Origin of the sequence: Streptomyces lancefieldiae, from assembly GCF_031845825.1 — a bacterium.
Lineage (GTDB): Bacteria > Actinomycetota > Actinomycetes > Streptomycetales > Streptomycetaceae > Streptomyces > Streptomyces lancefieldiae.
In genome coordinates, this window is record NZ_JAVRFH010000030.1 from 80,167 (window position 1) to 101,284 (window position 21,118).

Genomic DNA, 21,118 nt, shown 5'->3' on the forward strand with positions numbered 1-21,118 from the left:
CACCCTCCCGCGCCAGAAGGCGGGCGTCACCCGTCCGGGTGACCGGCTTGCAGGGGTGGGACACGGGCGGTTACGTTCGCCGCGACAACCGCAAACAGATACGGCCCCCGGCCGGGACTGGCATCCCGAACGAGGGCCTGACCGATCAGGAAGCAGAACCCCTTCCCGATGGCTGACTCGCAGTCTAACGCGCGCCTGCGCGCCGACGCCGGAGCTCCGACCTCCGGCGTGATCCACGTAAGCACCCGGCTCACGGCCGACTTCACCGTGATCTCCAACGCCCTCGCCCAGCGGCGCGGCAGCGCGGTCACGATCGGCGTCGCGGTGTACATCCTCTCCCTGCCCACCGGCTCCCTCGTCACCATCGCCGCTCTGTGCGAGCACTTCACCGAGGGCGAGATCCTGATCTCGCGAGCACTCAGGGAACTGGAAGCCGCCGGTTACCTGGAACGACGCCGTGAGCGCCTGCCCTCCGGGCAGATCCGCACCCGGACGTACTTCTACGACGTACCCGGCGGTGGGTCAGGCGGTCCGAGCGCCCCGACCGAGCAGCCGAAGCCGTCCCGGACCCGACCCCGGGAGCGACCTGCCACGCCCGTGCGGGAGGCGGTGTCCGCGCCCGGACGTGAGGAGGCCGAGAAGCCGGCGCCCGAGCCGGGGCCCGCCCCCGCGCTCACCGACGCCGACCCGAAGGCGGTCGCCCTACTGGCCGCCCTGCGCCGGGTCGACTCCCGGCTCGTGCTGTCCGCACCGGAGGCCGCCCGCCTCGCGCCGGGCGTCGCGGAGTGGCTGGCGGCCGGTGTCACACCGCGCGAGCTCACCGAGTTGCTGACCCTGGGGCTGCCCGACCGCTTCCTGACCCGACCGGCGAGCGTCCTCGCCTTCCGCCTCCGGGAGACGCCGTTGCCCGTGCCGCCCCCGGCACCGCGCCCGCCGAGCGTCGAGCGACCGGTCGTCCTGCCCTTCCAGACCTGCGACGGCTGCGAGTGCGCCTTCCGCGCCGCCGAGCCCGGACACTGCCGGGGCTGCCGGGAGCGTCTCGCCGGGGAACACCTGCGTGCGGCCGGCTGAGCCGGTGGGCGGGTGTGCTGCCCGTCCCTGGGTGGCACGCTTGACGTGCGACGATACGAGACCCGGTGCCGGGCTCGGCGGCGGGAGGAGGTGGGGCCCGCTGGACAGGTTCATGGACGCCCACCGCGAGACGATCCACCGGGCAGTGGGCAGGGGTGGGCCCGCGGCCTACGCGGTGCGGCGCGACCGTATCGAGCGCACCTGGCCGTGACAGGCGGGCGGCCCGGAGCGGGTGGCCGACCTTGCCCTGCCGGTCGGCCACCTGCCCGGCGGGCCAGACGCAAGAAACAAAACCCGCCACGGCACTGTGCGGCCCGATGTACCCTCCGCCAATGACGCCCACCTCGACGCCATCCGTTTCGCCCGCCGCGGACGCCGAGTGCCTCGCGCTCACACGCGGCCTGCGCCGTCGGGGAACCCTCGTCCTCTCCGTGTTCGGCCTGCTGTGGGCCTTCGCCGGGGCGTCCGGTACCGGCTCGGCGACGGACGCCGTGCCCGTGGCGACGGAGATCGCGGCACTGTTGGTGACGGCGGGGGCGCTCCACCTCGGCTACCGCAAGGGGGCCGCGCCCTCCCCACGGAACGTCGACCTGCCGCGGAAGTGGGCGCGTGACGTGGGCATCGTCAACAGTGTGGAGCTGGTGGCGATCTTCGCGGTGATCGCGGCGGCCAACGCCTCCGGACGGGCCGGGCTCGTACCCGTGGGCATCGCACTCGTCGTGGGCCTGCACTTCTTCCCGCTGGCCCGCCTCTACGACCAGTGGCAGTACCGGTGGACGGCCGCGTTGCTGACGCTCGTCGCCGTCGTCGGCCTCGTGCTCTACGCGGCGGGGCTGTCGGACGAGAACGTGCGCGTCGTGACGGGCCTGGCCTGCGCCGTGGTGCTGTGGGCCTCCGCGTACCACCTGGCCCTGCGCGGCTGACTTCCCCGGGTCACGGCGTCGGCGGCCAGGCCCCACCTTGCCCCATCTATCGACTCTCGATAGATTTCCATCGTGGGACGAGTGCGCCGGAAGGAGGGCCCATGCCGATCGCCGTCGACATCGACGTGATGCTGGCGAAGCGGAAGATGTCCGTGGGCGAGCTCGCGGAGCGCGTCGGGATCACCCCCGCCAACCTCGCGGTGCTCAAGAACGGACGCGCCAAAGCGGTGCGCTTCACCACGCTCGCCGCGCTCTGCGAGGTGCTCGAGTGCCAGCCGGGGGACCTGCTGCGCTGGGAAGCCGGGGACACGGACGGCTGACGGACGGCTGACGGACGGCCGGGGCGACTTCCGACTCCCGCTCGGCCTCGATCCGGGAGAAGATCTGCGTATCGGCAGGCCCCGCCCGGAAGGAACCACCCCGTGATCATCTTCGGCACCAAGGGATACCTCTACCAGCTCGCGATACTGACGCTGGTGTGCGCCCAGTGCGGCAACCCCTCCGCCCACACCCTCAGGAAGCGGGTCACGAAGTTCACCCTGTTCTTCGTGCCGCTGTTCCCCTTCTCCACGAAGTACGCGACGCAGTGCACCTTCTGCGGCGCCGAACAGCAGGTGACCAAGGAGCAGGCCGAACAGCTCCAGGCCCAGGCCGGCAGCGGCCAGGGCGGCCAGGCGGCGTACGGACAGGCGCAGCAGCAGCCGTACCAGCGCCCGTGACAGGGCACCGGCACCCGCCTGCCCGCGTGCCGTCCACCGACGTTGCCGGTTTCCGGCAGCGTTGACTACCCTCGCGTTGCCGGACACCGCGCACCGGGCGTGACCGGCAGGGGAGGCACGGGGTGACGGGGCGACAGGGGACACGGGAGACGCAGGAGTCGCGGGACACGTACCTGACCGGGTACGCCGAGATCCTGGCGGAGGTCGCCGGCACGGGGCGCCGTCTGACCCGCGACGAGCTGGAGGACCGCCGGCTCGTCGGCGAACGCGCCGCGGAGGCGGGGCACAGCCTGCGCAGCCTCGTACGGCTCCATCTGGACGCCACCCGCGCCGACTGGCCGGACCGGGCGGGCCGTCCGGACACGACGCAGAGCGTGCTCGCCGCCGTCACGCAGGCCGTCGACGCCTTCGCCGAGGGGTACGAGCGCGCCCAGCGTCTCGCCGTACGGCAGGAGGAGGCCGCCCGGCGGGAGTTCATCGACGACCTGCTGTACGGGCGCAGCGACCTGGGCCGGCTCGCCGAACGGGCCGAGCGCTTCGGACTGGTCCTGTCCCGCGCCCACGCCGTCGCGGTGGCCCAGGCACCCGAGGCCTACGACGACACCGCCCCCGTCACCCGGCACGTGGAGAGCGCGCTCATCTCCCGCTTCGGCGACCGGCGCGTCCTGACCGCCACCAAGAACGGGCAGCTGATCTGCATCGCGCCCGGCGACCAGGACGACGTCCTCGCCTTCTTCGCCAAGCAGGCCTACGCCGCCACGGACGGCAGCCGGGTGGCCATCGGGCGCCCCCAGAACGGCGCGGGCGGCGTGGTGCACAGCTACGAGGAGGCGCTGAGCACCCTCGACCTCGCCGAGCGGCTGGAGCTGGACGAGCCCGTGGTGCGCGCCGCCGACCTGCTGGTCTACCCGGTCCTCACCCGCGACCGGCAGGCCATGGCCGACCTGGTGCTGAGCGTGCTGGGTCCGCTGCGCGGCGCCCGCGGCGGTGCCGAACCGCTGCTGCGGACCCTGGAGGCGTACTTCGACGCCGGCTGCACCGCGGCGGAGGCCGCCCGGCGGCTGACGCTCAGCGTGCGGGCCCTCACCTACCGGCTGGACCGCATCCACCAGCTCACCGGGGCCAACCCCGCCGACCCGGTGCACCGCTACACCCTGCAGACCGCCGTGATCGGGGCCCGGTTGCTGGGCTGGCCCGCCCAGGAGATCTGAGCGGGCCGGGCAGGGTCCGAGGGGGTCAGCCAGGAGCCGAGGGGGTCAGCCCGTGATCTCCACCTTGCCGTCGCGCGGGTCCGGGCCGCCCGGACGGGCCCCGCCGTCCGCCCCCGGGGAGCCGTTCGCCGCCGACTGCTTCGCCGAGGAGCCCGTCGCCGTGATCCCCTTCAGCAGGGACGCCAGGTCGACACCCGTGGTCGAGTTGAGCAGTTCCACGCCCTGCGCCACGTTGTCGGCGACCGTGCGCGTCAGCCGGCTCGCGCCGTCCGTGGAGATGACCGTCATCTTGTCCACGGACGCGAGCGGCTCGGACGCCTTGGCCACCACCTGCGGCAGCACCTCGACCAGCATCTGGAGCACGGCCGCGTCACCGTACCGGCCGAAGGCGTCGGCCTTCTTCTCCATCGCCTCGGCCTCGGCCGCGCCCTTGGCGCCGATCGCGGCGGCCTCCGCCTCGCCCTCCAGTCGTACGGCCTCGGCGATCGCCGCACGCCGGGAACGCTCGGCCTCACCCTGCTTGAGGCCCTCGATGGCCTCCGCCTCCGCCAGCGCGCCACGCCGCTGCTTCTCACCCTCACCGGTGAGCCGGGCCCGCTCGGCCTCCGCCTGGGCCGCGGCGATCCCGGCCGACCGCTCGGCCTCCGCCTGCTTCACCCGCGCCACCCGGCGGGCCTCCGCCTCCTGCTCGGCCGCGTAGCGCTGGGCGTCGGCGGGCTTGCGCACCTCGGTGTCGAGCTGGCGGTCCTTCAGCGCGGCCTGCCGCTCGGCGACCTTCTCCTGTTCGGCGAGGATGTCCTGCTGCCGGGCCGCCTCCGCGAGGGGGCCGGCGGCGTTGGCGCGGGCCGACGCCTGGTCGGTCTCGGCCTTGATCTCGGCCTGCTTCAGGTAGAGGGTCCGCTGCGCGATCGCGATCTCCTCCTCGGCCTTCAGCCGCGCCTGCTCGGCGGCCCGCCGTGCCACGGCCTCGGCTATGTCCGCCTCCTGCCGGGCGCGCGCCGCCTCGGGGCGGCCGAGGTCCTCCAGGTAGGAGCCCTCGGTGGTGATGTCCTGGATCTGGAAGGCGTCCAGCACCAGGCCCTGCCCGGACAGACTCGCCTCCGCCTCCTCGGCGACCTGCCCGGCGAACGCGGCCCGGTCCCGGATGACGTCCTCCACGGACATCCGGCCGACGATCGCGCGCAGCGCGCCGGACAGCACCTCCTGGGTGAAGCCGACGATGCCGTCCTGCTGCATCAGGAACCGCTGCGCCGCGGCGCGGATCGCGTCCTCCGTGCCCCCGACCTTGACGATCGCGACGCCCTCCAGGTTGGCCTTCACGCCGCGCAGCGTGACCGCGCCGCGCACGGCGACCGGGATGTGCCGGGAGGAGAGGTCGAGGGTGAACCGCTGCTGCACGAACGGCACGACGAACACGCCGCCGCCGACCACGACCTTCTGGCCGCTGTTGTCGGTGAAGACGCGCCCCGTCTCCGGATCGGTGGACTTCTTGCCGCGCCGTCCCGTGACGATGAACGCCTCGCTCGGACCGGCCACCTTGTAGCGGCTGACCACCACCAGCGCGAGCAGCACCAGGAGCACGACGACTCCCAGCACCGCGATGACGACAGGACTCATGGCAACGCCCCCGAATCACAGAGAGGAACAGAACTGAGGTGCGGAACTACAGGTCGGAGGAGGGCGGCAGGCTGCCGGCTCAGCGGTCGACCGGGCGCACCACGACCGACGTCGCGGTCGGTACCGCCTCGACCCACACCTCGGCCCCCCGCGCCACCGGCTCCGCACTGCGCGCCGCGCACTTCAGCGGCTGGCCGGCGAGCCGGAGCAGCACCTCGCCGTAGCCGTCCGCGGGGATGGCGGTCACGACCTTGCCGGACGTGCCGAGAAGGTCGGCCGTGCTGGGCGTGACGGCGGTCTGATCGCGCATCAGCGCACGGCTGAAGCGGTACGTCAGCCAGCCGGCCCCCACTCCGGTGACCGCGCCGACCCCGGCGGCGCCCGCGGGGCCGGTCCAGCCGGTGCCGAGGGCGATGGCGCCGCCGAAGCCCGCCATCGCCGTGAACCCGGCGACGACCGGCAGCGACAGCCACCCCTCCAGGACGCCGTCCAGCGCTCCGTCGAACGCGCCTTCCAGCAGTCCGTCGAAGATCAGCGACAGGGCGAGCAGCACGACCCCCGTGATACCCAGTCCGAGAAACCAGGCCATGCGTGCCGTCCCCCTCTCGCCCGTCGCTGAGCTCCGGTGACAGGAATGGTCACACGCGGCCGCGGATCGCGTCATTGCCGGTTACCGGCAATCTTTACGCGTCTTTAATGCCGCCCTCGCCCGCTTGGGGCACTCCCGGAACCGCAGGCCCCGCCGGTACTGTCCTCTCTCAAATGGGGAGCGTTCCGAACCAGGGCCGGACGGGCGACGCGTACGCGCACATGGTGGTGTGCGGCGACGACGGGCTGGCGCACCGGCTGGCCGCCGAACTGCGCGGTGTGTACCGCGAACAGGTCACCCTCGTCGTCCCGCCCTCCGGTCGACGGGTGCGACAGCCGGTGGTGGGGCGGGCCCGCGCGGCGGCACTGCTGGACCGCGTGGTCAACGCGGCCGTCAACCGAGCCGGCGGCGGCGACCAGGGCAACGGCTCGCAGGGGGACGGCGGACGGGTCGACGGCGGGCGGGAGCTGGAGGCCGCCGAGCCCACCGACGACGTGCTCGCGGAGGCCGGGGTGGACCGCGCCACCGCGCTGGCCCTCGTGTACGACGACGACGAGACCAACATCCGCGCCGCCCTGACCGCTCGCCGGCTCAACCCCCGGCTGCGCCTGGTCCTGCGCCTGTACAACCGGCGCCTCGGCCAGCACATCGAGGAACTCCTCGACCAGAGCGCCGCATTGGCGACCGGCGGCGGACAGGTCGCCGGGCTCGACGGCGTCGAGGCCTCGACGACCGTGCTGTCCGACGCCGACACCGCCGCGCCCGCGCTGGCGGCGACCGCACTCGTCGGCACCAGCAAGGTCGTCGAGACGGACGGACTGCTGCTGCGCGCGGTGGAACGGCGGCCGCCACGCCCCGGCGAGGTGGCCGACCCGGGACTGTGCACCCTCGCGCTGCTTTCGGCGACGAGCAACGACCCGGCCGGGGCGGACGGTTCGGAGGACAGCGGCGAGCAGGGGCCGCAACTGCTGCCCGACGCGGCGGCGGTGGAGGCGGCCACCGGGCGCGGCACCGTCGCCCTGGAGCAGGTGTCGTACTCCGGGCCGTCGCTGCCCGCCGTGCGGGCCGGTGTGCCGCCCTTCGCGTCCCTGTTCTCGCGTCGGCTGCGGTGGTCGCTGGCCGGCCTGGCGGGCTGTGTGGTCGCGCTCGCCGTGGCGCTCATGGTGGTCACCGGCGACCATCCGCTGCACGCGACGTACGTGACGTTGCTCGACCTGTTCTCCATCAACGAGCCTGCCCACAACAAGGACACCGGGCGCCAGATCCTGCAACTGCTGTCCGGCTTCGTCGGACTCCTGCTGCTGCCCGTGCTGCTGGCGGCCGTGCTCGAAGCCCTCGGGACCTTCCGCAGCGCCTCGACGCTGCGGAAGCCGCCGCGCGGGCTCGGTGGTCACGTCGTCCTGCTCGGTCTCGGCAAGATCGGCACCCGTGTGCTCACCCGGCTGCGGGAGATGGACATCCCCGTGGTGTGCGTCGAGGCCGACCCCGAGGCCCGCGGCATGGCCACCGCGCGGCGGCTGCGGGTGCCGGTGGTGCTCGGGGACGTCACCCAGGAGGGCGTCCTGGAGTCCGCCAAGGTCCACCGCGCCCACTCCCTGCTCGCGCTGACCAGCGTGGACACCACCAACCTGGAGGCCGTGCTGTACGCCCGCTCCGTACGGTCCGACCTGCGAGTGGTGCTGCGCCTGTACGACGACGACTTCGCGACCGCCGTGTACCGCACCCTGCGCGCCGCGCACCCCGGCGCGCTCACCCGGAGCCGCAGTGTGACCCACCTGGCCGCGCCCGCCTTCGCCGGGGCGATGATGGGCCGTCAGATTCTGGGGGCGATCCCCGTGGAGCGGCGGGTGCTGCTGTTCGCGGCCGTGGACGTGGCCGGGCATCCGCAGCTCGAGGGGAAGACGGTCGGGGAGGCGTTCCGGGCGGGGGCGTGGCGGGTGCTGGCACTGGACGTCTCCGCCGGGGGGCGGGTGGGGGACGCCGCGGGCGCCGGTCCCCAGGAGGTGCGGGAGTCCGGGTTGGTGTGGGAGCTGCCCGACACGTATGTCCTGCGGAGCGAGGACCGGGTGGTGCTGGCGGCCACTCGGCGGGGGTTGGCGGAGTTGCTGGGGCGGCGGGCGCGGCAGCGGACGGATGTGTAGGGGGCGCCGCCCCCTACCACCCCGCCAGGGGGCTCCGCCCCCTGGACCCCCGGCCTACGCCCACCCACCACCCGCCTCGCTCGGCCGAGAAACCACCCCCGACGCGGGACCGGGCGGCCGAGAGCTCCTCCGGTCGGCATCGCCGGCCGGAGGAGGACGCTACGGAGTGGGCGGCAGGTGCCTCGCCGCGAAGTCCAGTTCCAGGCCGACCTGCTTGATGCGCTCGTCCACGACCAGTGACCCGTGCCCCGCGTCGTAGCGGTAGACCTCGTGGACCGCGCCCCTCGCCTCCAGGCGCCTGACGTAGTTCTCGACCTGGCGGATCGGGCAGCGCGGGTCGTTGACGCCGGCCGAGATGTAGACCGGGGCCTTGACCTGGTCGACGTAGGTCAGCGGGGAGGACGCCTCGAAGCGGTCGGGGACCTCCTCGGGGGTGCCGCCGAGAAGGGTGCGGTCCAGCGCCTTCAGGCCCTCCATCTCGTCGTGGTACGCGGTGACGTAGTCGGCGACCGGGACGGCGGCGATGCCCAGCGTCCAGGCCTCGGGCTGGGTGCCGATGCCGAGGAGGGTGAGGTAGCCGCCCCAGGAGCCGCCGGTGAGGATCAGCCGGTCGGGATCCGCGAGGCCCGAGGTGACCGCCCATTCCCGCACCGCCGCGATGTCCTCCAGCTCGATGAGGCCCACCCTGTGCTTCAGGGCGTCGGTCCAGGCGCGGCCGTATCCCGTGGAGCCCCGGTAGTTGACGCGGACCACCGCGTACCCGTGGTCGACCCAGGCGGCCGGACCCGCGGCGAAGGCGTCGCTGTCGTGCCAGGTCGGTCCGCCGTGGATGTCGAAGACCGTCGGCAGCGGCCCGGTCGCGCCGGCCGGCTTCTGGACCAGGGCGTGGATGCGGCCGCCCGGGCCCTCCACCCACACGTCCTCCACCGGGACCGAACCCGGCGACTTCATGCCCGGCGGGTCCAGCACGACCCGGCCGGACGTCGAGCGGACCGTCGACGGCTCGGCCGCCGACGACCACAGGTACTCCACGCTGCCGTCCGGGCGGGCCGTCGCCCCGGAGACCGTGCCCGCGGGGGTCGGGATCTCCGACAGCTCGCGCTCGGCGAAGTCGTAGCGGAACAGCTCGCTGCGGGCCTCGAAGCCGTGCACGATCAGCAGGCCGGTGCCGTCCGGGTACCACTCGGCGCTGACGTCACCGGGCAGCTCCAGGCCGAGGTCGGTCTGCTCCCCCGTCGCCACGTCCCACACCAGGGGCTCCCAGCGGCCCCGGCGCTGGTGGCCGATGAGCAGGCGGGTGTCGCCGTCGACCGGCGCGAAGCCCAGCACCTCCAGGCCCAGCTCCTCCTCGCCGCCCTTGGTGTCGTCCAGCTCCGCGACCACCGTGCCGTCGGGGCGCAGGACGCGCAGCGCCGAGTGCATCGCGTCACCGTGCTCGGTGTGCTCGATCGCGATCAACGTGCCGTCGTGGGAGAGGTCGCCGACACCCGCCGACTCGCGGTGCCGGTAGATCTCCGCCGGCGCCCCGCCCGCGCGCGCCAGGTGGATCGTCGTACCGTCCTCGTCGGTCGAGCGGCCGATCACCGCCGTGCGCCCGTCCCGGCCGAGGGCGAGGCCCGCCGGATAGGAGGGGTCGAGGCCCGGGACCGCGAGCTCGTCCTCACCGCCCGCGAAGGGCTGGCGGCGCCAGACGCCGAACTCGTCGCCGTCCTTGTCGTCGAACCACCAGATCCAGTCCCCGTCCGGCGAGAGCACGCCGTCCGTCGTGCCGTTGGGCCGGTTCGTGGCCTGGCGCTGCTCGCCGGTCGTCCGGTCCCAGGCGTACAGCTCGTACGTCCCCGTCGCGTTCGACACGAACAGGGAGCGGTCCGGCGCGTCCTCGGCCCAGTCGGGCAGCGAGACCCGCGGCGCCCGGAACCGCTTCTCCCAGTCCGGCATCCCCTCGCCCTGTGGGCCGTCCTGTCCCCGCCGCTGGTCCGACGACACGGACCCGTTGCTCTCAGTCATGGCCCCATACTGCCCCGACCGGGCGACAACGCGCAGACCGGATCCCCAGCCTGTGGAAAACTTCGCCCGTCCCGGTTCGGTCCGGCACTTTTCCACAGCCCCGCGCGCGGGTTGCCCGGCCGCGCCCCGTACCGTGGAGGGCGTGTACCGGTTTCTGCTGACGCCCCGATGGTGGGGGATCAACGTCTTCGTCGTCCTGGCCATCCCGTTCTGCATCTTCATGGGTTCGTGGCAGCTGGGCCGGTTCGAGGACCGGATACAGGACCACGAGACCGCGACCACGCAGAACGCGTCGGAGGACCAGGGCGCCCAGGAGCCGGCCCGTCCGCTGACCGATCTGCTGCCCGTCGACAAGGCGACCGTCGGCAAGCAGACCACCGTGCGCGGCCGGTACGACGACCAGTTGCTCGTCCCGGACCGGAAGCTGGACGACCGCGACGGCTACTACGTCCTCACCCTGCTGCGCACCGACACCGGCCGGGCCCTGCCCGTCGTACGCGGCTGGCTGCCCGGCGACCCGGACCCGGCGAAGGCCCCGGCCCCGCCCACCGGCGAGGTCACCGTCACCGGAGCGCTGCAGGCGTCCGAGTCACCCGGCAGCAACGGCGTCAGCGGCCGCTCCGGGTGGCCGGACGGGCAGACCGGCGCGATCAGCGCGGCGATGCTGCTGAACCTGGTGCCGTACGACGTCTACGACGCGTGGGTCACGCTCAACAAGGGCGACTCCGGGATGCGGGCCGTGCCGGTGAGCGCGCCGGAGAACACGGGGCTGGACCTGAAGGCGTTCCAGAACCTCGGCTACACCGGCGAGTGGTTCGCCTTCGTTGGCTTCGTGATCTTCATGTGGTTCCGGCTGCTGCGCCGCGAGGCCGAACTCGCCCGGGACGCGGAGCTGGGGCTGGTCCCGGAGGACGAGCAGGACGAGCGGGACGCCCCCGACGGGCGGGACGAGCAGAACACCGGGGGCGGGGCCGAGCGGGAGCCGCGTCCCAGCCCGTCCGGCGTCTGACACCGGCGCGCGGCAGGGCTCGCGTCCCTCCCTGTCGGCACCCGCGCCCGCCTACTCCGTTCCCGCCAGCACGCCCGTCCAGTACACGGTCCCCGCACACGCGTTGGACACCGTGGCCGTCGCCGAACCCGAGCCGCCCACCGGGGTGTACGTCACCGACACGCTCCCGTCGGCGGGGGCGTCCTCGGCGACCAGCTGGGTCGTGGTGCCGGCGTCGCCACCGTCCATGGTGGTGCCGCCCGCGGCGCTGGTGTCGTCGGTGGGCGTGGGGTCGGGCGAGGGCCCGCCGGTGCCGCCCCCCGTCGTGCCACCGGGCTTTGTGGTGGGACAGGTCTCCGAGGGCACCCAGGCGAACTGCACCTGGTACGCGGAGCCCGGCGCCAGTGTCAGCGAGGCGGCCTCCAGGGACGGGTCGGGCAGTCCGGCCGCGGCGTCCCCGGCCGTGTGCCGGGCCGTGCCGATCTTGGTGGCGTCCGCCGCTCCCTGCGGGCCGGCGACCACGCTGCCGGGACCGACGACGGTGCAGCCGTCCGAGGAGACGTTGGTGACGCTGAAGGTGCCGTAGACCACGCCCGTGGAGTCGGGCGCGGCGCTGCTGGTGACGGCCGGGCCGAGCTGCCCCGCCGTACACGCGGTGATGTCGGGGGCGGCGCTGGCGGAGGCGCCGGCACCGGGGGACGAGCCCGTCGCGGCGCCGGTCTCCTTGTCCTCGGGCTTCTTCTCGGGGTCGGCCTTGTCCTTGCCTTCGGTCGCGCCCGCGGAACCGGCGACGCCGCTCTGGCCACCGGCCGGGTCCTTGCCCTGGGAGGTGCCGCCGTGGGCCTGCGAGGCATGGCCGGCGACGGACGGGTCGGCACCCGGGCCGGTGGAGTTGGAGACGTGCACGAGGGCCGGGACCGCGGTGCCGAGGAAGAGGGCGGCGGCCGCCAGGCCGACGACGGCCTGCCGCTTGCGGACCCGCCGGGCGGGCACGGCACGGCGCAGGTGGTCCAGGGTGCCGTCCCTCGGCGCCACGTCCTGGACCGCGTGGTGCAGCATCCTGCGCAGGGCCAGCTCGTCGGAGTCGAGCCCGTGGGACCGTTGAGCGGCGGGGCCCTGTAGCGCGGAAACCAGAGCGGCGGCGCCGTCACCGGCGGGACCCGGTACAGCGGGACCTTGTGTGGCGGAGCCCGGAGCGGCGGAGCCCTTCACGGCGGAGCCCTCACCCGCAGAACCCTGCGTGGCGGGACCCTGCGTACCGGCGCTCTGAGTATCGGGCCCCTGTGCGGCGGATCCTTCACCGGCTGCACCCGGAGCAGCGGGGCCCTCGGCGTCGGGACCCTGCGTATCGGAACCCTCGGTGTCGGAGCCCTGGTCGGCGGGGCCCTCGGCGTCGGGACCCTGCGTATCGGAACCCTCGGTGTCGGAGCCCTGGTCGGCGGGGCCCTCGGCGTCGGGACCCTGCGTATCGGAACCCTCGGTGTCGGGGCCCTGGTCGGCGGGGCCGTGGTTCACAGTTCCCTTCCCAGCGTGCGTGTGCTTCGGCGGTTCTTGCCCTGACGGCCCGGACGGCCCGGACGGCCCGGTCGGCCCAGTCGGCCCGGACGGCCCGGTCGAGGCCTCGCGCCGCGCATGGTCGGAGTCGCTCATACCGGTGCCTCCATGGCCACCCTGAGCGCCGCGATGCCGCGCGACCCGTACGCCTTGACCGAGCCCAGCGATATGCCGAGCGTCTCGGCGACCTGGGCCTCGGTCATGTCGGCGAAGTAGCGCAGGACCAGGACCTCGCGCTGGCGGCGCTGCAGCCCCTTCATGGCCTTGATCAGGGAGTCGCGCTCCAACTGGTCGTAGGCGCCCTCCTCCGCGCTCGCCATGTCCGGCATGGGCTTGGAGAGCAGCTTGAGACCGAGGATGCGGCGGCGCAGCGCCGAGCGCGAGAGGTTGACGACGGTCTGCCGCAGATACGCCAGCGTCTTCTCGGGGTCACGGACGCGTTTGCGCGCCGAGTGGACGCGGATGAACGCCTCCTGGACGACGTCCTCGCAGGAGGCGGTGTCGTCCAGGAGCAGGGCGGCGAGGCCGAGCAGCGACCGGTAGTGCGCCCGGTAGGTCTCGGTGAGGTGGTCGACGGTCGTGCCCGCCGCCACGGCGTCCTCCGCGCCCTCGCGCTGGTTCGGTATGCGGGCCGGCCGCGCTGCGGGCATCGGCGCGATCACCGGCATGCCACCGGCCGGGCCGGCGGCCACACGGGGGCGGACGGGCCGGACGGGCCGGACGGGCGGCCGCAGTGCGGTGCCGCGCGTCGCTGCGGTGAATTCGAGTACCTCTGCCACGCCAGTTGGACACGCCCACCCCCGAGAGGGTTGTACGTGCCGGGCGTCACGTTCCCGCGTCTGCCGGGCAGCCACCCGGCTGACGATGCGTCATAGGCCCTCATCGTCCCGCTCTTCCCCTATGTCCCATGTGAACGGGCGTCCCCACGCCCGCCGTCGGCGCCCCCACGCCGACGGCGGCAGCGCCCAGAATGGGTGACCGCAAAGACGCTCCCCGCCCTCCGCGCGGTTGCGGAGGGCGGGGAGGAAATCCTCTGACGCCACAGGTGCCCGGTACAAGTGGTCCGGACCAACTTCCGAATCACATCTCGTTCACGGATCTTACAAAGGAAACCCACGGTGGCCAGGGCGTTTCCGTCCCACCGGCCGAATTCACCCGGCTACAGCCGAGTCCGGCCGAGTCCAGCCGGGTTCGGTCGGGTTCAGCTGAATTCTGCCGCCACCAGCTCCGCGATCTGCGCGGTGTTCAGCGCGGCGCCCTTGCGCAGGTTGTCTCCGCAGACGAAGAGTTCGAGCGCCGTCGGGTCGTCCAGCGCCCGCCGCACCCGGCCCACCCAGGTCGGGTCGGTGCCGACCACGTCGGCGGGGGTCGGGAACTCCCCTGCGGCCGGGTTGTCGAAGAGGACGACGCCGGGCGCGGTGGCCAGGATCTCCCGCGCCTTGTCGACCGTCACCTCACCCTCGAAACGGGCGTGGACGGTCAGGGAGTGCGTGGTGACCACCGGCACCCGTACACACGTCACGGCCACCGGAAGCTGCGGCAGCCCGAGGATCTTGCGGGACTCGTCCCGCACCTTCATCTCCTCCGACGACCAGCCGTCCTCGCGCAACGACCCGGCCCACGGTACGACGTTCAGCGCGACCGGCTCCGGGAACGGCCCGGTGTCGTCGCCGACGGCCCGCCGCAGGTCACCGGGGTTGGTCCCCAGCTCCGTACCGGCCACCAGGGACAGCTGCCGGCGCAGCGTCCGGACGCCGTCCCGACCGGCCCCGCTCACCGCCTGGTACGAGGAGACGACCAGCTCGCGCAGCCCGAACTCGGCGTGCAGCGCGCCCAGTGCCACGATCATGGACAGCGTCGTGCAGTTGGGGTTGGCGACGATCCCGCGCGGCCGCATCCGCACCGCGTGCGGATTGACCTCGGGCACGACGAGCGGCACGTCCGGGTCCATCCGGAACGCGCCGGAGTTGTCGACCACCACCACGCCCTTGGCGGCGGCGACCGGCGCCCACTGCGCGGAGACCTCGTCGGGTACGTCGAACATGGCGACGTCGACCCCGTCGAAGGCCTCCTCGGTGAGCGCCACCACCTCGACCTCCTCACCGCGCACGGCCAGCTTGCGGCCGGCCGAGCGCGGCGAGGCGATCAGGCGGATGTCGCCCCAGACGTCCGCGTGCTGGGACAGGATCTGGAGCATGACCGAGCCGACGGCACCGGTCGCCCCCACGACGGCGAGCGTGGGCCGCCCGGCGCGCCCGGCGAGAGCGGACCCGTCGGCCCGTCCGGTGTCGGACATCAGCGCCCGGTGCCTCCGTAGACGACGGCCTCGTCGCTGTCGGAGTCGAGCCCGAAGGCGGTGTGCACGGCGCGCACGGCCTCGTTCACGTCGTCCTTGCGGGTGACGACCGAGATGCGGATCTCGGATGTCGAGATCAGCTCGATGTTCACCCCGGCGTCCGAGAGCGCGGTGAAGAAGTCGGCGGTGACCCCGGGGTTGGTCTTCATCCCGGCGCCCACCAGCGAGATCTTGCCGATCTGGTCGTCGTAGCGGAGCGAGTCGAAGCCGATGCCGGAGCGGTTCTTCTCCAGCGCGTCGATGGCCTTGCGGCCCTCGCTCTTGGGGAGGGTGAAGGAGATGTCCGTCAGGCCCGTGGCGGCGGCGGACACGTTCTGCACGACCATGTCGATGTTGACCTGGGCGTCGGCGATCGCCCGGAAGATCGCGGCCGCCTCGCCCGGCTTGTCCGGCACACCGACGACCGTGACCTTGGCCTCGGAGGTGTCGTGCGCGACACCGGAGATCATGGCCTGCTCCACGTGCTTTTCCCCTTGCTTGATCGGCGCGCTGCTGACCCACGTGCCCTGCAGTCCGCTGAAGCTGGACCGGACGTGGATCGGGATGTTGTACCGGCGGGCGTACTCCACACAGCGGTGGAGGAGCACCTTGGAACCGGAGGCCGCGAGCTCCAGCATGTCCTCGAAGGAGATCCAGTCGATCTTCTTCGCCTTGCTCACCACGCGCGGGTCGGCGGTGAACACGCCGTCGACGTCGGTGTAGATCTCACAGACGTCCGCGTCGAGCGCGGCGGCGAGGGCGACGGCCGTGGTGTCGGAACCGCCACGCCCCAGCGTGGTGATGTCCTTGCTGTCCTGGCTGACGCCCTGGAAGCCGGCCACGATGGCGATGTTGCCCTCGTCCACCGAGGTGCGGATGCGGCCCGGCGTCACGTCGATGATCCGGGCTTTGTTGTGGACCGAGTCGGTGATGACACCTGCCTGGCTGCCGGTGAACGACTGGGCCTCGTGGCCCAGGTTTTTGATCGCCATGGCCAGCAGGGCCATGGAGATACGCTCTCCGGCGGTCAGCAGCATGTCGAGCTCGCGCCCGGCAGGGATCGGGGAAACCTGCTCGGCGAGATCGATCAGCTCGTCCGTCGTGTCGCCCATCGCGGAAACTACGGCGACCACCTGGTTGCCGTTCTTCTTCGCTTCCACGATCCGCTTGGCGACGCGCTTGATGCCCTCGGCATCGGCTACGGAGGAGCCTCCGTACTTCTGCACGACAAGGCCCACGTGCGCTCCTCGCTCAATCCGTCTCTTTCCGCACGTACGTACATGTACTGCGGTCGGCTCATTCTATCGAGCGCCCGAAATTCCCCCCTGCGATACCGCATGGTGAGACTTCTGTCCGCTCGACGCTCGGGGAGGCTCATGCCCAGGCGGGGGCCGGTCACTCGGGAAAGTGCGGTGTGTCACACGTTCACAAGCGGGTTTTCGTTGCGTAAAGCCGGGGTCGTGGACGGCGCAACCCTTGGCACGGGTGGTGAGTCTGAGGCTGTGGCGCGCCGGTGCGCCGCGCTCTGGGGAGGATCACCGACTTGTCTCACGTACGTCCGTCCAGACGACGGCTCGCCGTCGCCGTCACCGCCGTTCTCGCCGTCACCGCCGGGCTGACCGGCATGACCGTCCAGGCCCAGGCCGCGCCCTCGGCAACGGCCCCCGCCACGGCGCCCCGGCTGGCGTCGGAGTCCGTCGTCCCCTTTCCGGCCGGTCGGCGCATCGTGGGGGTCACCGAGTCGGGTTACCTCACCAAGGATCCCTCGGTGACCGCCCACTCGTGGGTGCGGGCTTCGGACGGTGCCGTGACCGAACTGCCGGACGACCTGGCGGTGGCGTCCACCGGTGCGGGCGACCTGGTGGCCATGAGCAACGGCTCCGAGGCCTGGCTCGAGGACGTGTCCACCGGGGAACAGCCGGTCAGGATCCGGCTCAGGACCGGCGGGGGCACGGGCGTCTACGAGGGCGCCGCCGGGCGGGCGCTGTTCAGCACGGTGAGCAGGGCGGACGGGGGCATCGACCTGCGCATGCACACCGCGGACGACGCGACCTCGACGGTGGCCGCCTTCCCACCCGGCGTCCACGCCGTGTCCGTGAGCGCGGGCACGTCCGCACACGCTCTGCTCACCTATCGGACCCCCGCAGGCGAAATCGGAGCGCCCTGGGCCCTGATCGACCTCGCCACGGGCACCATCACGGAAACCGGCCGGCGCGAGTACCTCGGGTCCGAAGGCGTGGCGGTCTCGTCGACCCACGTGGTGTGGGTCGAGCACCGCCCGACGGGGATCAGCGCGGTGGTCCGCACGCGCGCGACAGGAGAGCAGCACCGGATCCCGCTGGGCGAAGGGTGGGTCGGCAACCTGAGGATCGGCCTCCAAGGGGACTACCTGGTCTACGGCCTGCCCAACGGCCTCACCGCCCAGACCTCCGATCCGATGTTCGCCCTGACCGCCCACAACCTGAGGACCGGCACCGAGACCAAGCTTCTGGACCACGTCACCTCGTTGGCGACCGCTCCGAACGGTGTCCTCCACGTCCGCGGCGGCACCGTCGCCCACGGCGAGGGGCTCTACCGCATCGCTCCGGGCACGGGAGGCGGTGCCCCGAGCGCGTCGCTGGTCGCGAGCACGGGCGAGCCGACCGGCCTGGCCCTGGTGGGCCACGACGTCCCCGAGGTGATCGACCTCAGCCGTGGCGGAAGCGGACGGAATCTCACCTGGACCCTTTCGCGGAAAAACGCGATACCCACCGCCACCCTGCGCCACGTTCGCACCGGGAAGACCGCCAAGCTTCGGCTCACCCGGTCCGAGTCGTCGAGCTACACCTCCAGGTGGTCCGGTGACCTGGACGGCTCGCCGGTCACGGCGTACAACGGCGACTACGTGTGGGAGTTCTCCGCCAGCCCGGTCAACGGCATCGGACCGACCCTGACCGCCTCCGGCACCTTCAAGGTCGTGAGGTCGCCCGCCGCTCCGCACGACTTCAACGACAACGGATCCCCGGACGTCCTGGCCCGGGACACCTCCGGACGTCTGTGGCGCTCGGACTCTCGCTTCGTGGTCTGGGACGACTCCGGCTCTCAGCTGACCGAGGGGGAGAACAAACTCCTCGGCGGCGGCTGGAACGCCTACGACCAGATCGAGGCGACCGGCAACATCGGCGGAGCCACGACCGGTGACCTGGTCGCCCGCGACAAGGCAGGCGTGCTCTGGATCTACCTCGGCAAGGGCGACGGCACCTTCACCACCCGCGCCCGCATCGGCGCCGGCTGGAACATCTACGACAAGATCGCCGCCGGTAGCGACCTCACCAACGACGGCAGGCCCGACCTCCTGGCCACCGACAAGAGCGGCGTCCTGTGGCTCTACAAGGGCACCGGCGACTGGCGCGCGCCCTTCGCTGCCCGCGCCCGCATCGGCGCCGGCTGGGACATCTACAACCAGCTCACCGCGACCGGCGACATCGGCGGAGCCGCGAGCGGCGACCTGGTCGCCCGCGACAAGGCAGGCGTGCTCTGGATCTACCTCGGCAAGGGCGACGGCACCTTCGCCACCCGCACCCGCATCGGCGGCGGATGGAACGCGTACCTGGAGACCGTCGGCATCGGTGACGCCAACCACGACGGGCACCCCGACCTGATCGCCTACACCGGCTCGTACGGCACGTACTTCTACGCGGGCACCGGAAACTGGCGCACACCCTTCGTCGGCCGACAGGGTGCCGCCCTTCTTCGCACGAACCCGAACCCGCCCTACACGGCGATTTCCTGACCGCTTGCGAGTCCCGGCCCAGGACTCAGTCCCGGGCCGGGCTCAGCCCGCGAGTTCTAACGTCACTCTTACGAGGCACGGCTCCTCAACTCGGGTACGGACCTGGTTGGTTTGGTATTTCAACCAGGCCGGAAAACCCAGGGCAAGAGCTCGGGTCCCGGGGCTCAAGCTCCGGGCTGAACTGCGGCGATGAACGCCGACCAGGCGGGGGCGGAGACGTGGAGTTCGGGGCCGGTCGGTGCGGTCTTGGAGTCTCGGACGTGGATGGCCCCGGCCACGGCGACCTCGACACAGTCGCCGCCCTCGTCATCGCTGTAGCTCGACTTGCGCCAGTTCAGCCGGTCACTCATCACGATCCACCATCCGCTCGATGAAACGGGTCGACTCAGCGGGGCTGAGAGCCTGCGTGCGGATCATGCTAAGACGCTCGGTCACGCGGCTGACAACCCCGGGATCGGCTGAGAGTTCACTGGCGAACGGCCCCTCGGTGAAAGCGAAGCGCTCATGCGCCCGCGTTTCGAGCAGCACCATCGGACCCAGCAAAGCCGCAGGGACGCCACACTCGAACGGGAGCACCTGCAGCGCGACATTCCGCAACTGCGACACTTCCAGCAGACGGTGCAGTTGTTCGGCGTCCACCAGAGGGCTACGCAGTACCGCCTCGTAGAGGACGAAGCTCAACCCGACCGGCGGCTTTCGCCTGGTGAAGATCTCCTGCCGCTCCAGACGGGCGCCGATCCGCTGCTCCACGACCTCCTCGTCCAGGGGCGGATAGCGGTTCTCGATCAGAGTCCGCGCTGCATACGTCTCCGTTTGCAACAGGCCGGAAACCAGCGTGGCCTCGTACGACCAGCGACTGATCGCCTCCTTCTCCCGTCGTGAGCGCGGCGAGACTCTTCACGGCACTGGGGACCGGGGGGTGAGGACCCGCTGTCCCAGGGACACTTCCCTGCCATCTGTTCACGTTCTTCAGCGCGGCACTTGCCTCCAGCCCGCTGGCACGGACCGCGTCACCTGACCGGGCGCAGGCCCAGTGGGCCCGCGATCTCCTCCACCATGACCCGGCCGGCCTCCGTTTCCAGGCTCTCGTCGCCGAGGTCCTGGTCGGTGTCGAGGCCGTCCAGTTCCTCCAGGGGCTGGTTCAGACGGACGTGGGCGACGACCGACTGGAGGGCCCGCAGGGTCGCGGAGGCCGTGGAGCCCCAGTTGGAGAAGTAGGAGAACTGCCACCACCACAGGGCCTCCGTGGTGCGGCCCGCCCTGTAGTGGACCATGCCGTGGCGGAGGTCGGTGATGACGTCGGTGAGGTCGTCGGAGATACGGGCCGGGACCGGCGCCTTGCGGGGCTCGTAGGGGTCGAAGACCTCGGAGTAGACGTCGATCGGCTCCAGGATGCGGGCCAGGTTCTCGCGGAGGTCGTCCACGTCCAGCTCGGGGCCCGGGTCGGGCTCGTAGCGGTCGTCGGGGACGATGTCCTCGTGGGCGCCCAGGCGGCCGCCGGCCAGCATGAGCTGGGAGACCTCCAGGAGGAGGAAGGGGACCGCCGAGTCCGGTTCGTCGCCCTTGGCGACCTCCGTGACGGCGACCAGGAAGCTCTCGATCTGGTCCGCGATCTGGACCGCGAAGTCGTCGGGGTTCTGGTTGGTCGCGTGCAGCGTGGCGTCAGACATCTAGGAGTCGTCTCCCCTCGAAGGCGCGGCCGAGGGTCACCTCGTCCGCGTATTCCAGGTCGCCGCCCACCGGGAGGCCGCTGGCCAGGCGGGTGACCTTGAGGCCCATGGGCTTGATCATGCGGGCGAGGTACGTGGCCGTGGCCTCGCCCTCCAGATTCGGGTCCGTGGCCAGGATGAGTTCCGTGACGGTGCCGTCCGCCAGGCGGGCGAGCAGTTCACGGATGCGGAGATCGTCGGGGCCGACTCCGTCGATCGGGCTGATCGCGCCGCCGAGCACGTGGTACCGGCCACGGAACTCGCGGGTGCGCTCGATGGCGACGACGTCCTTCGGTTCCTCCACCACGCAGATGACGGAAGGATCACGGCGTGCGTCGCGGCAGATGTTGCACTGCTCCTCCTGCGCGACGTTTCCGCAGGTCGCGCAGAAGCGGACCTTGGCCTTCACTTCCATGAGGGCCTGGGCGAGCCGCCGTACGTCGGTCGGCTCCGCCTGGAGGATGTGGAAGGCGATCCGCTGC

General features: G+C 72.2%; 19 protein-coding genes. 8 read left to right on the forward strand and 11 right to left on the reverse strand.

Going from position 1 to position 21,118, the window contains the following annotated elements:
* Positions 1-168: 168 nt before the first annotated feature.
* From RM812_RS25995 to RM812_RS26015, 5 genes are all read left to right on the forward strand, one after another.
* Positions 169-1,071, forward strand: coding sequence for a hypothetical protein (locus RM812_RS25995; protein WP_311576624.1), 903 nt, complete (start codon positions 169-171; stop codon positions 1,069-1,071).
* A 332-nt stretch (positions 1,072-1,403) separates the two neighbouring features.
* Positions 1,404-1,994, forward strand: a complete 591-nt coding sequence (locus RM812_RS26000; protein WP_311576627.1) for a hypothetical protein — start codon at positions 1,404-1,406, stop codon at positions 1,992-1,994.
* 101 nt (positions 1,995-2,095) lie between these two features.
* Positions 2,096-2,314, forward strand: coding sequence for a helix-turn-helix domain-containing protein (locus tag RM812_RS26005; protein WP_311576630.1), 219 nt, complete (start codon positions 2,096-2,098; stop codon positions 2,312-2,314).
* 102 nt (positions 2,315-2,416) lie between these two features.
* Complete coding sequence (locus RM812_RS26010; protein WP_311576633.1) at positions 2,417-2,713, forward strand: zinc-ribbon domain-containing protein; 297 nt, start codon at positions 2,417-2,419, stop codon at positions 2,711-2,713.
* A 122-nt stretch (positions 2,714-2,835) separates the two neighbouring features.
* Positions 2,836-3,924, forward strand: a complete 1,089-nt coding sequence (locus RM812_RS26015) for a PucR family transcriptional regulator (protein ID WP_311576636.1) — start codon at positions 2,836-2,838, stop codon at positions 3,922-3,924.
* A 45-nt stretch (positions 3,925-3,969) separates the two neighbouring features.
* Here RM812_RS26015 and RM812_RS26020 read toward each other — a convergent pair whose 3' ends face one another.
* Positions 3,970-5,541 carry a flotillin family protein gene (locus tag RM812_RS26020; RefSeq protein WP_311576639.1) on the reverse strand — a complete coding sequence of 524 codons (1,572 nt, stop codon included), beginning with the start codon at positions 5,539-5,541 and terminating at the stop codon, positions 3,970-3,972.
* A 79-nt stretch (positions 5,542-5,620) separates the two neighbouring features.
* On the reverse strand, positions 5,621-6,130 hold the full coding sequence (locus tag RM812_RS26025; protein WP_311576643.1) for an NfeD family protein: 510 nt from the start codon (positions 6,128-6,130) through the stop codon (positions 5,621-5,623).
* Positions 6,131-6,351: 221 nt separating this feature from the next.
* Between RM812_RS26025 and RM812_RS26030 the strand changes: the two genes are divergently transcribed.
* Positions 6,352-8,271 (forward strand): NAD-binding protein, encoded by a 1,920-nt coding sequence (locus RM812_RS26030; protein WP_311576679.1) that lies wholly within the window; start codon positions 6,352-6,354, stop codon positions 8,269-8,271.
* Positions 8,272-8,430: 159 nt separating this feature from the next.
* On the opposite strand, the gene RM812_RS26035 is transcribed toward RM812_RS26030, so the two are convergent.
* On the reverse strand, positions 8,431-10,278 hold the full coding sequence (locus RM812_RS26035) for a S9 family peptidase (protein WP_311576646.1): 1,848 nt from the start codon (positions 10,276-10,278) through the stop codon (positions 8,431-8,433).
* Positions 10,279-10,420: 142 nt separating this feature from the next.
* Here RM812_RS26035 and RM812_RS26040 point away from each other — a divergent pair, with 142 nt between their 5' ends.
* Complete coding sequence (locus RM812_RS26040; RefSeq protein ID WP_311576649.1) at positions 10,421-11,287, forward strand: SURF1 family protein; 867 nt, start codon at positions 10,421-10,423, stop codon at positions 11,285-11,287.
* 51 nt (positions 11,288-11,338) lie between these two features.
* Here the strand turns inward: RM812_RS26040 and RM812_RS26045 are convergent, their stop codons facing one another.
* The 4 genes from RM812_RS26045 to RM812_RS26060 all read right to left on the reverse strand — a co-directional run bounded on the left by RM812_RS26045 (position 11,339) and on the right by RM812_RS26060 (position 16,393).
* Entirely contained in the window at positions 11,339-12,325 is a 987-nt protein-coding gene (locus RM812_RS26045) for a hypothetical protein (RefSeq protein ID WP_311576651.1), read from the reverse strand.
* Between the two features lie 587 nt (positions 12,326-12,912).
* Positions 12,913-13,488 carry a SigE family RNA polymerase sigma factor gene (locus RM812_RS26050; RefSeq protein ID WP_311576682.1) on the reverse strand — a complete coding sequence of 192 codons (576 nt, stop codon included), beginning with the start codon at positions 13,486-13,488 and terminating at the stop codon, positions 12,913-12,915.
* Between the two features lie 533 nt (positions 13,489-14,021).
* Entirely contained in the window at positions 14,022-15,116 is a 1,095-nt protein-coding gene (locus RM812_RS26055; protein ID WP_311576654.1) for an aspartate-semialdehyde dehydrogenase, read from the reverse strand.
* Positions 15,116-16,393, reverse strand: a complete 1,278-nt coding sequence (locus tag RM812_RS26060; RefSeq protein ID WP_311576657.1) for an aspartate kinase — start codon at positions 16,391-16,393, stop codon at positions 15,116-15,118. The genes RM812_RS26055 and RM812_RS26060 overlap by 1 nt, the downstream gene beginning before the upstream one ends.
* Positions 16,394-16,698: 305 nt before the next feature.
* Between RM812_RS26060 and RM812_RS26065 the strand changes: the two genes are divergently transcribed.
* A complete protein-coding gene (locus tag RM812_RS26065; protein WP_311576659.1) occupies positions 16,699-18,927 on the forward strand; it encodes an FG-GAP repeat domain-containing protein in 2,229 nt (742 codons plus the stop codon).
* A gap of 164 nt (positions 18,928-19,091) precedes the next feature.
* On the opposite strand, the gene RM812_RS26070 is transcribed toward RM812_RS26065, so the two are convergent.
* From RM812_RS26070 to recR, 4 genes are all read right to left on the reverse strand, one after another.
* Positions 19,092-19,277, reverse strand: a complete 186-nt coding sequence (locus RM812_RS26070) for a DUF397 domain-containing protein (RefSeq protein WP_311576662.1) — start codon at positions 19,275-19,277, stop codon at positions 19,092-19,094.
* Positions 19,270-19,746: a DUF5753 domain-containing protein gene (locus RM812_RS26075; RefSeq protein ID WP_394816519.1), complete on the reverse strand. Its 477-nt coding sequence runs from the start codon at positions 19,744-19,746 to the stop codon at positions 19,270-19,272. The genes RM812_RS26070 and RM812_RS26075 overlap by 8 nt, the downstream gene beginning before the upstream one ends.
* Before the next feature lie 191 nt (positions 19,747-19,937).
* Positions 19,938-20,597 carry a DUF5063 domain-containing protein gene (locus RM812_RS26080; RefSeq protein WP_311576665.1) on the reverse strand — a complete coding sequence of 220 codons (660 nt, stop codon included), beginning with the start codon at positions 20,595-20,597 and terminating at the stop codon, positions 19,938-19,940.
* Positions 20,590-21,118, reverse strand: a 529-nt coding sequence (gene recR, locus RM812_RS26085; RefSeq protein ID WP_311576668.1) for a recombination mediator RecR, incomplete at its 5' end; no start/stop codon positions are given. The genes recR and RM812_RS26080, both read right to left, overlap by 8 nt.

What these genes read in the sequence shown, in the direction of transcription:
- RM812_RS26035 (WP_311576646.1), bottom strand. Translation starts at nt 10,278, where the DNA reads ATGACTGAGAGCAACGGGTCCGTGTCGTCGGACCAGCGGCGGGGACAG.
- RM812_RS26030 (WP_311576679.1), top strand. Translation starts at nt 6,352, where the DNA reads ATGGTGGTGTGCGGCGACGACGGGCTGGCGCACCGGCTGGCCGCCGAA.
- RM812_RS26050 (WP_311576682.1), bottom strand. Translation starts at nt 13,488, where the DNA reads ATGCCGGTGATCGCGCCGATGCCCGCAGCGCGGCCGGCCCGCATACCG.
- RM812_RS26055 (WP_311576654.1), bottom strand. Translation starts at nt 15,116, where the DNA reads ATGTCCGACACCGGACGGGCCGACGGGTCCGCTCTCGCCGGGCGCGCC.
- RM812_RS26070 (WP_311576662.1), bottom strand. Translation starts at nt 19,277, where the DNA reads ATGAGTGACCGGCTGAACTGGCGCAAGTCGAGCTACAGCGATGACGAG.
- RM812_RS26005 (WP_311576630.1), top strand. Translation starts at nt 2,096, where the DNA reads ATGCCGATCGCCGTCGACATCGACGTGATGCTGGCGAAGCGGAAGATG.
- RM812_RS25995 (WP_311576624.1), top strand. Translation starts at nt 169, where the DNA reads ATGGCTGACTCGCAGTCTAACGCGCGCCTGCGCGCCGACGCCGGAGCT.
- RM812_RS26080 (WP_311576665.1), bottom strand. Translation starts at nt 20,597, where the DNA reads ATGTCTGACGCCACGCTGCACGCGACCAACCAGAACCCCGACGACTTC.
- RM812_RS26000 (WP_311576627.1), top strand. Translation starts at nt 1,404, where the DNA reads ATGACGCCCACCTCGACGCCATCCGTTTCGCCCGCCGCGGACGCCGAG.
- RM812_RS26025 (WP_311576643.1), bottom strand. Translation starts at nt 6,130, where the DNA reads ATGGCCTGGTTTCTCGGACTGGGTATCACGGGGGTCGTGCTGCTCGCC.
- RM812_RS26020 (WP_311576639.1), bottom strand. Translation starts at nt 5,541, where the DNA reads ATGAGTCCTGTCGTCATCGCGGTGCTGGGAGTCGTCGTGCTCCTGGTG.
- RM812_RS26045 (WP_311576651.1), bottom strand. Translation starts at nt 12,325, where the DNA reads ATGCTGCACCACGCGGTCCAGGACGTGGCGCCGAGGGACGGCACCCTG.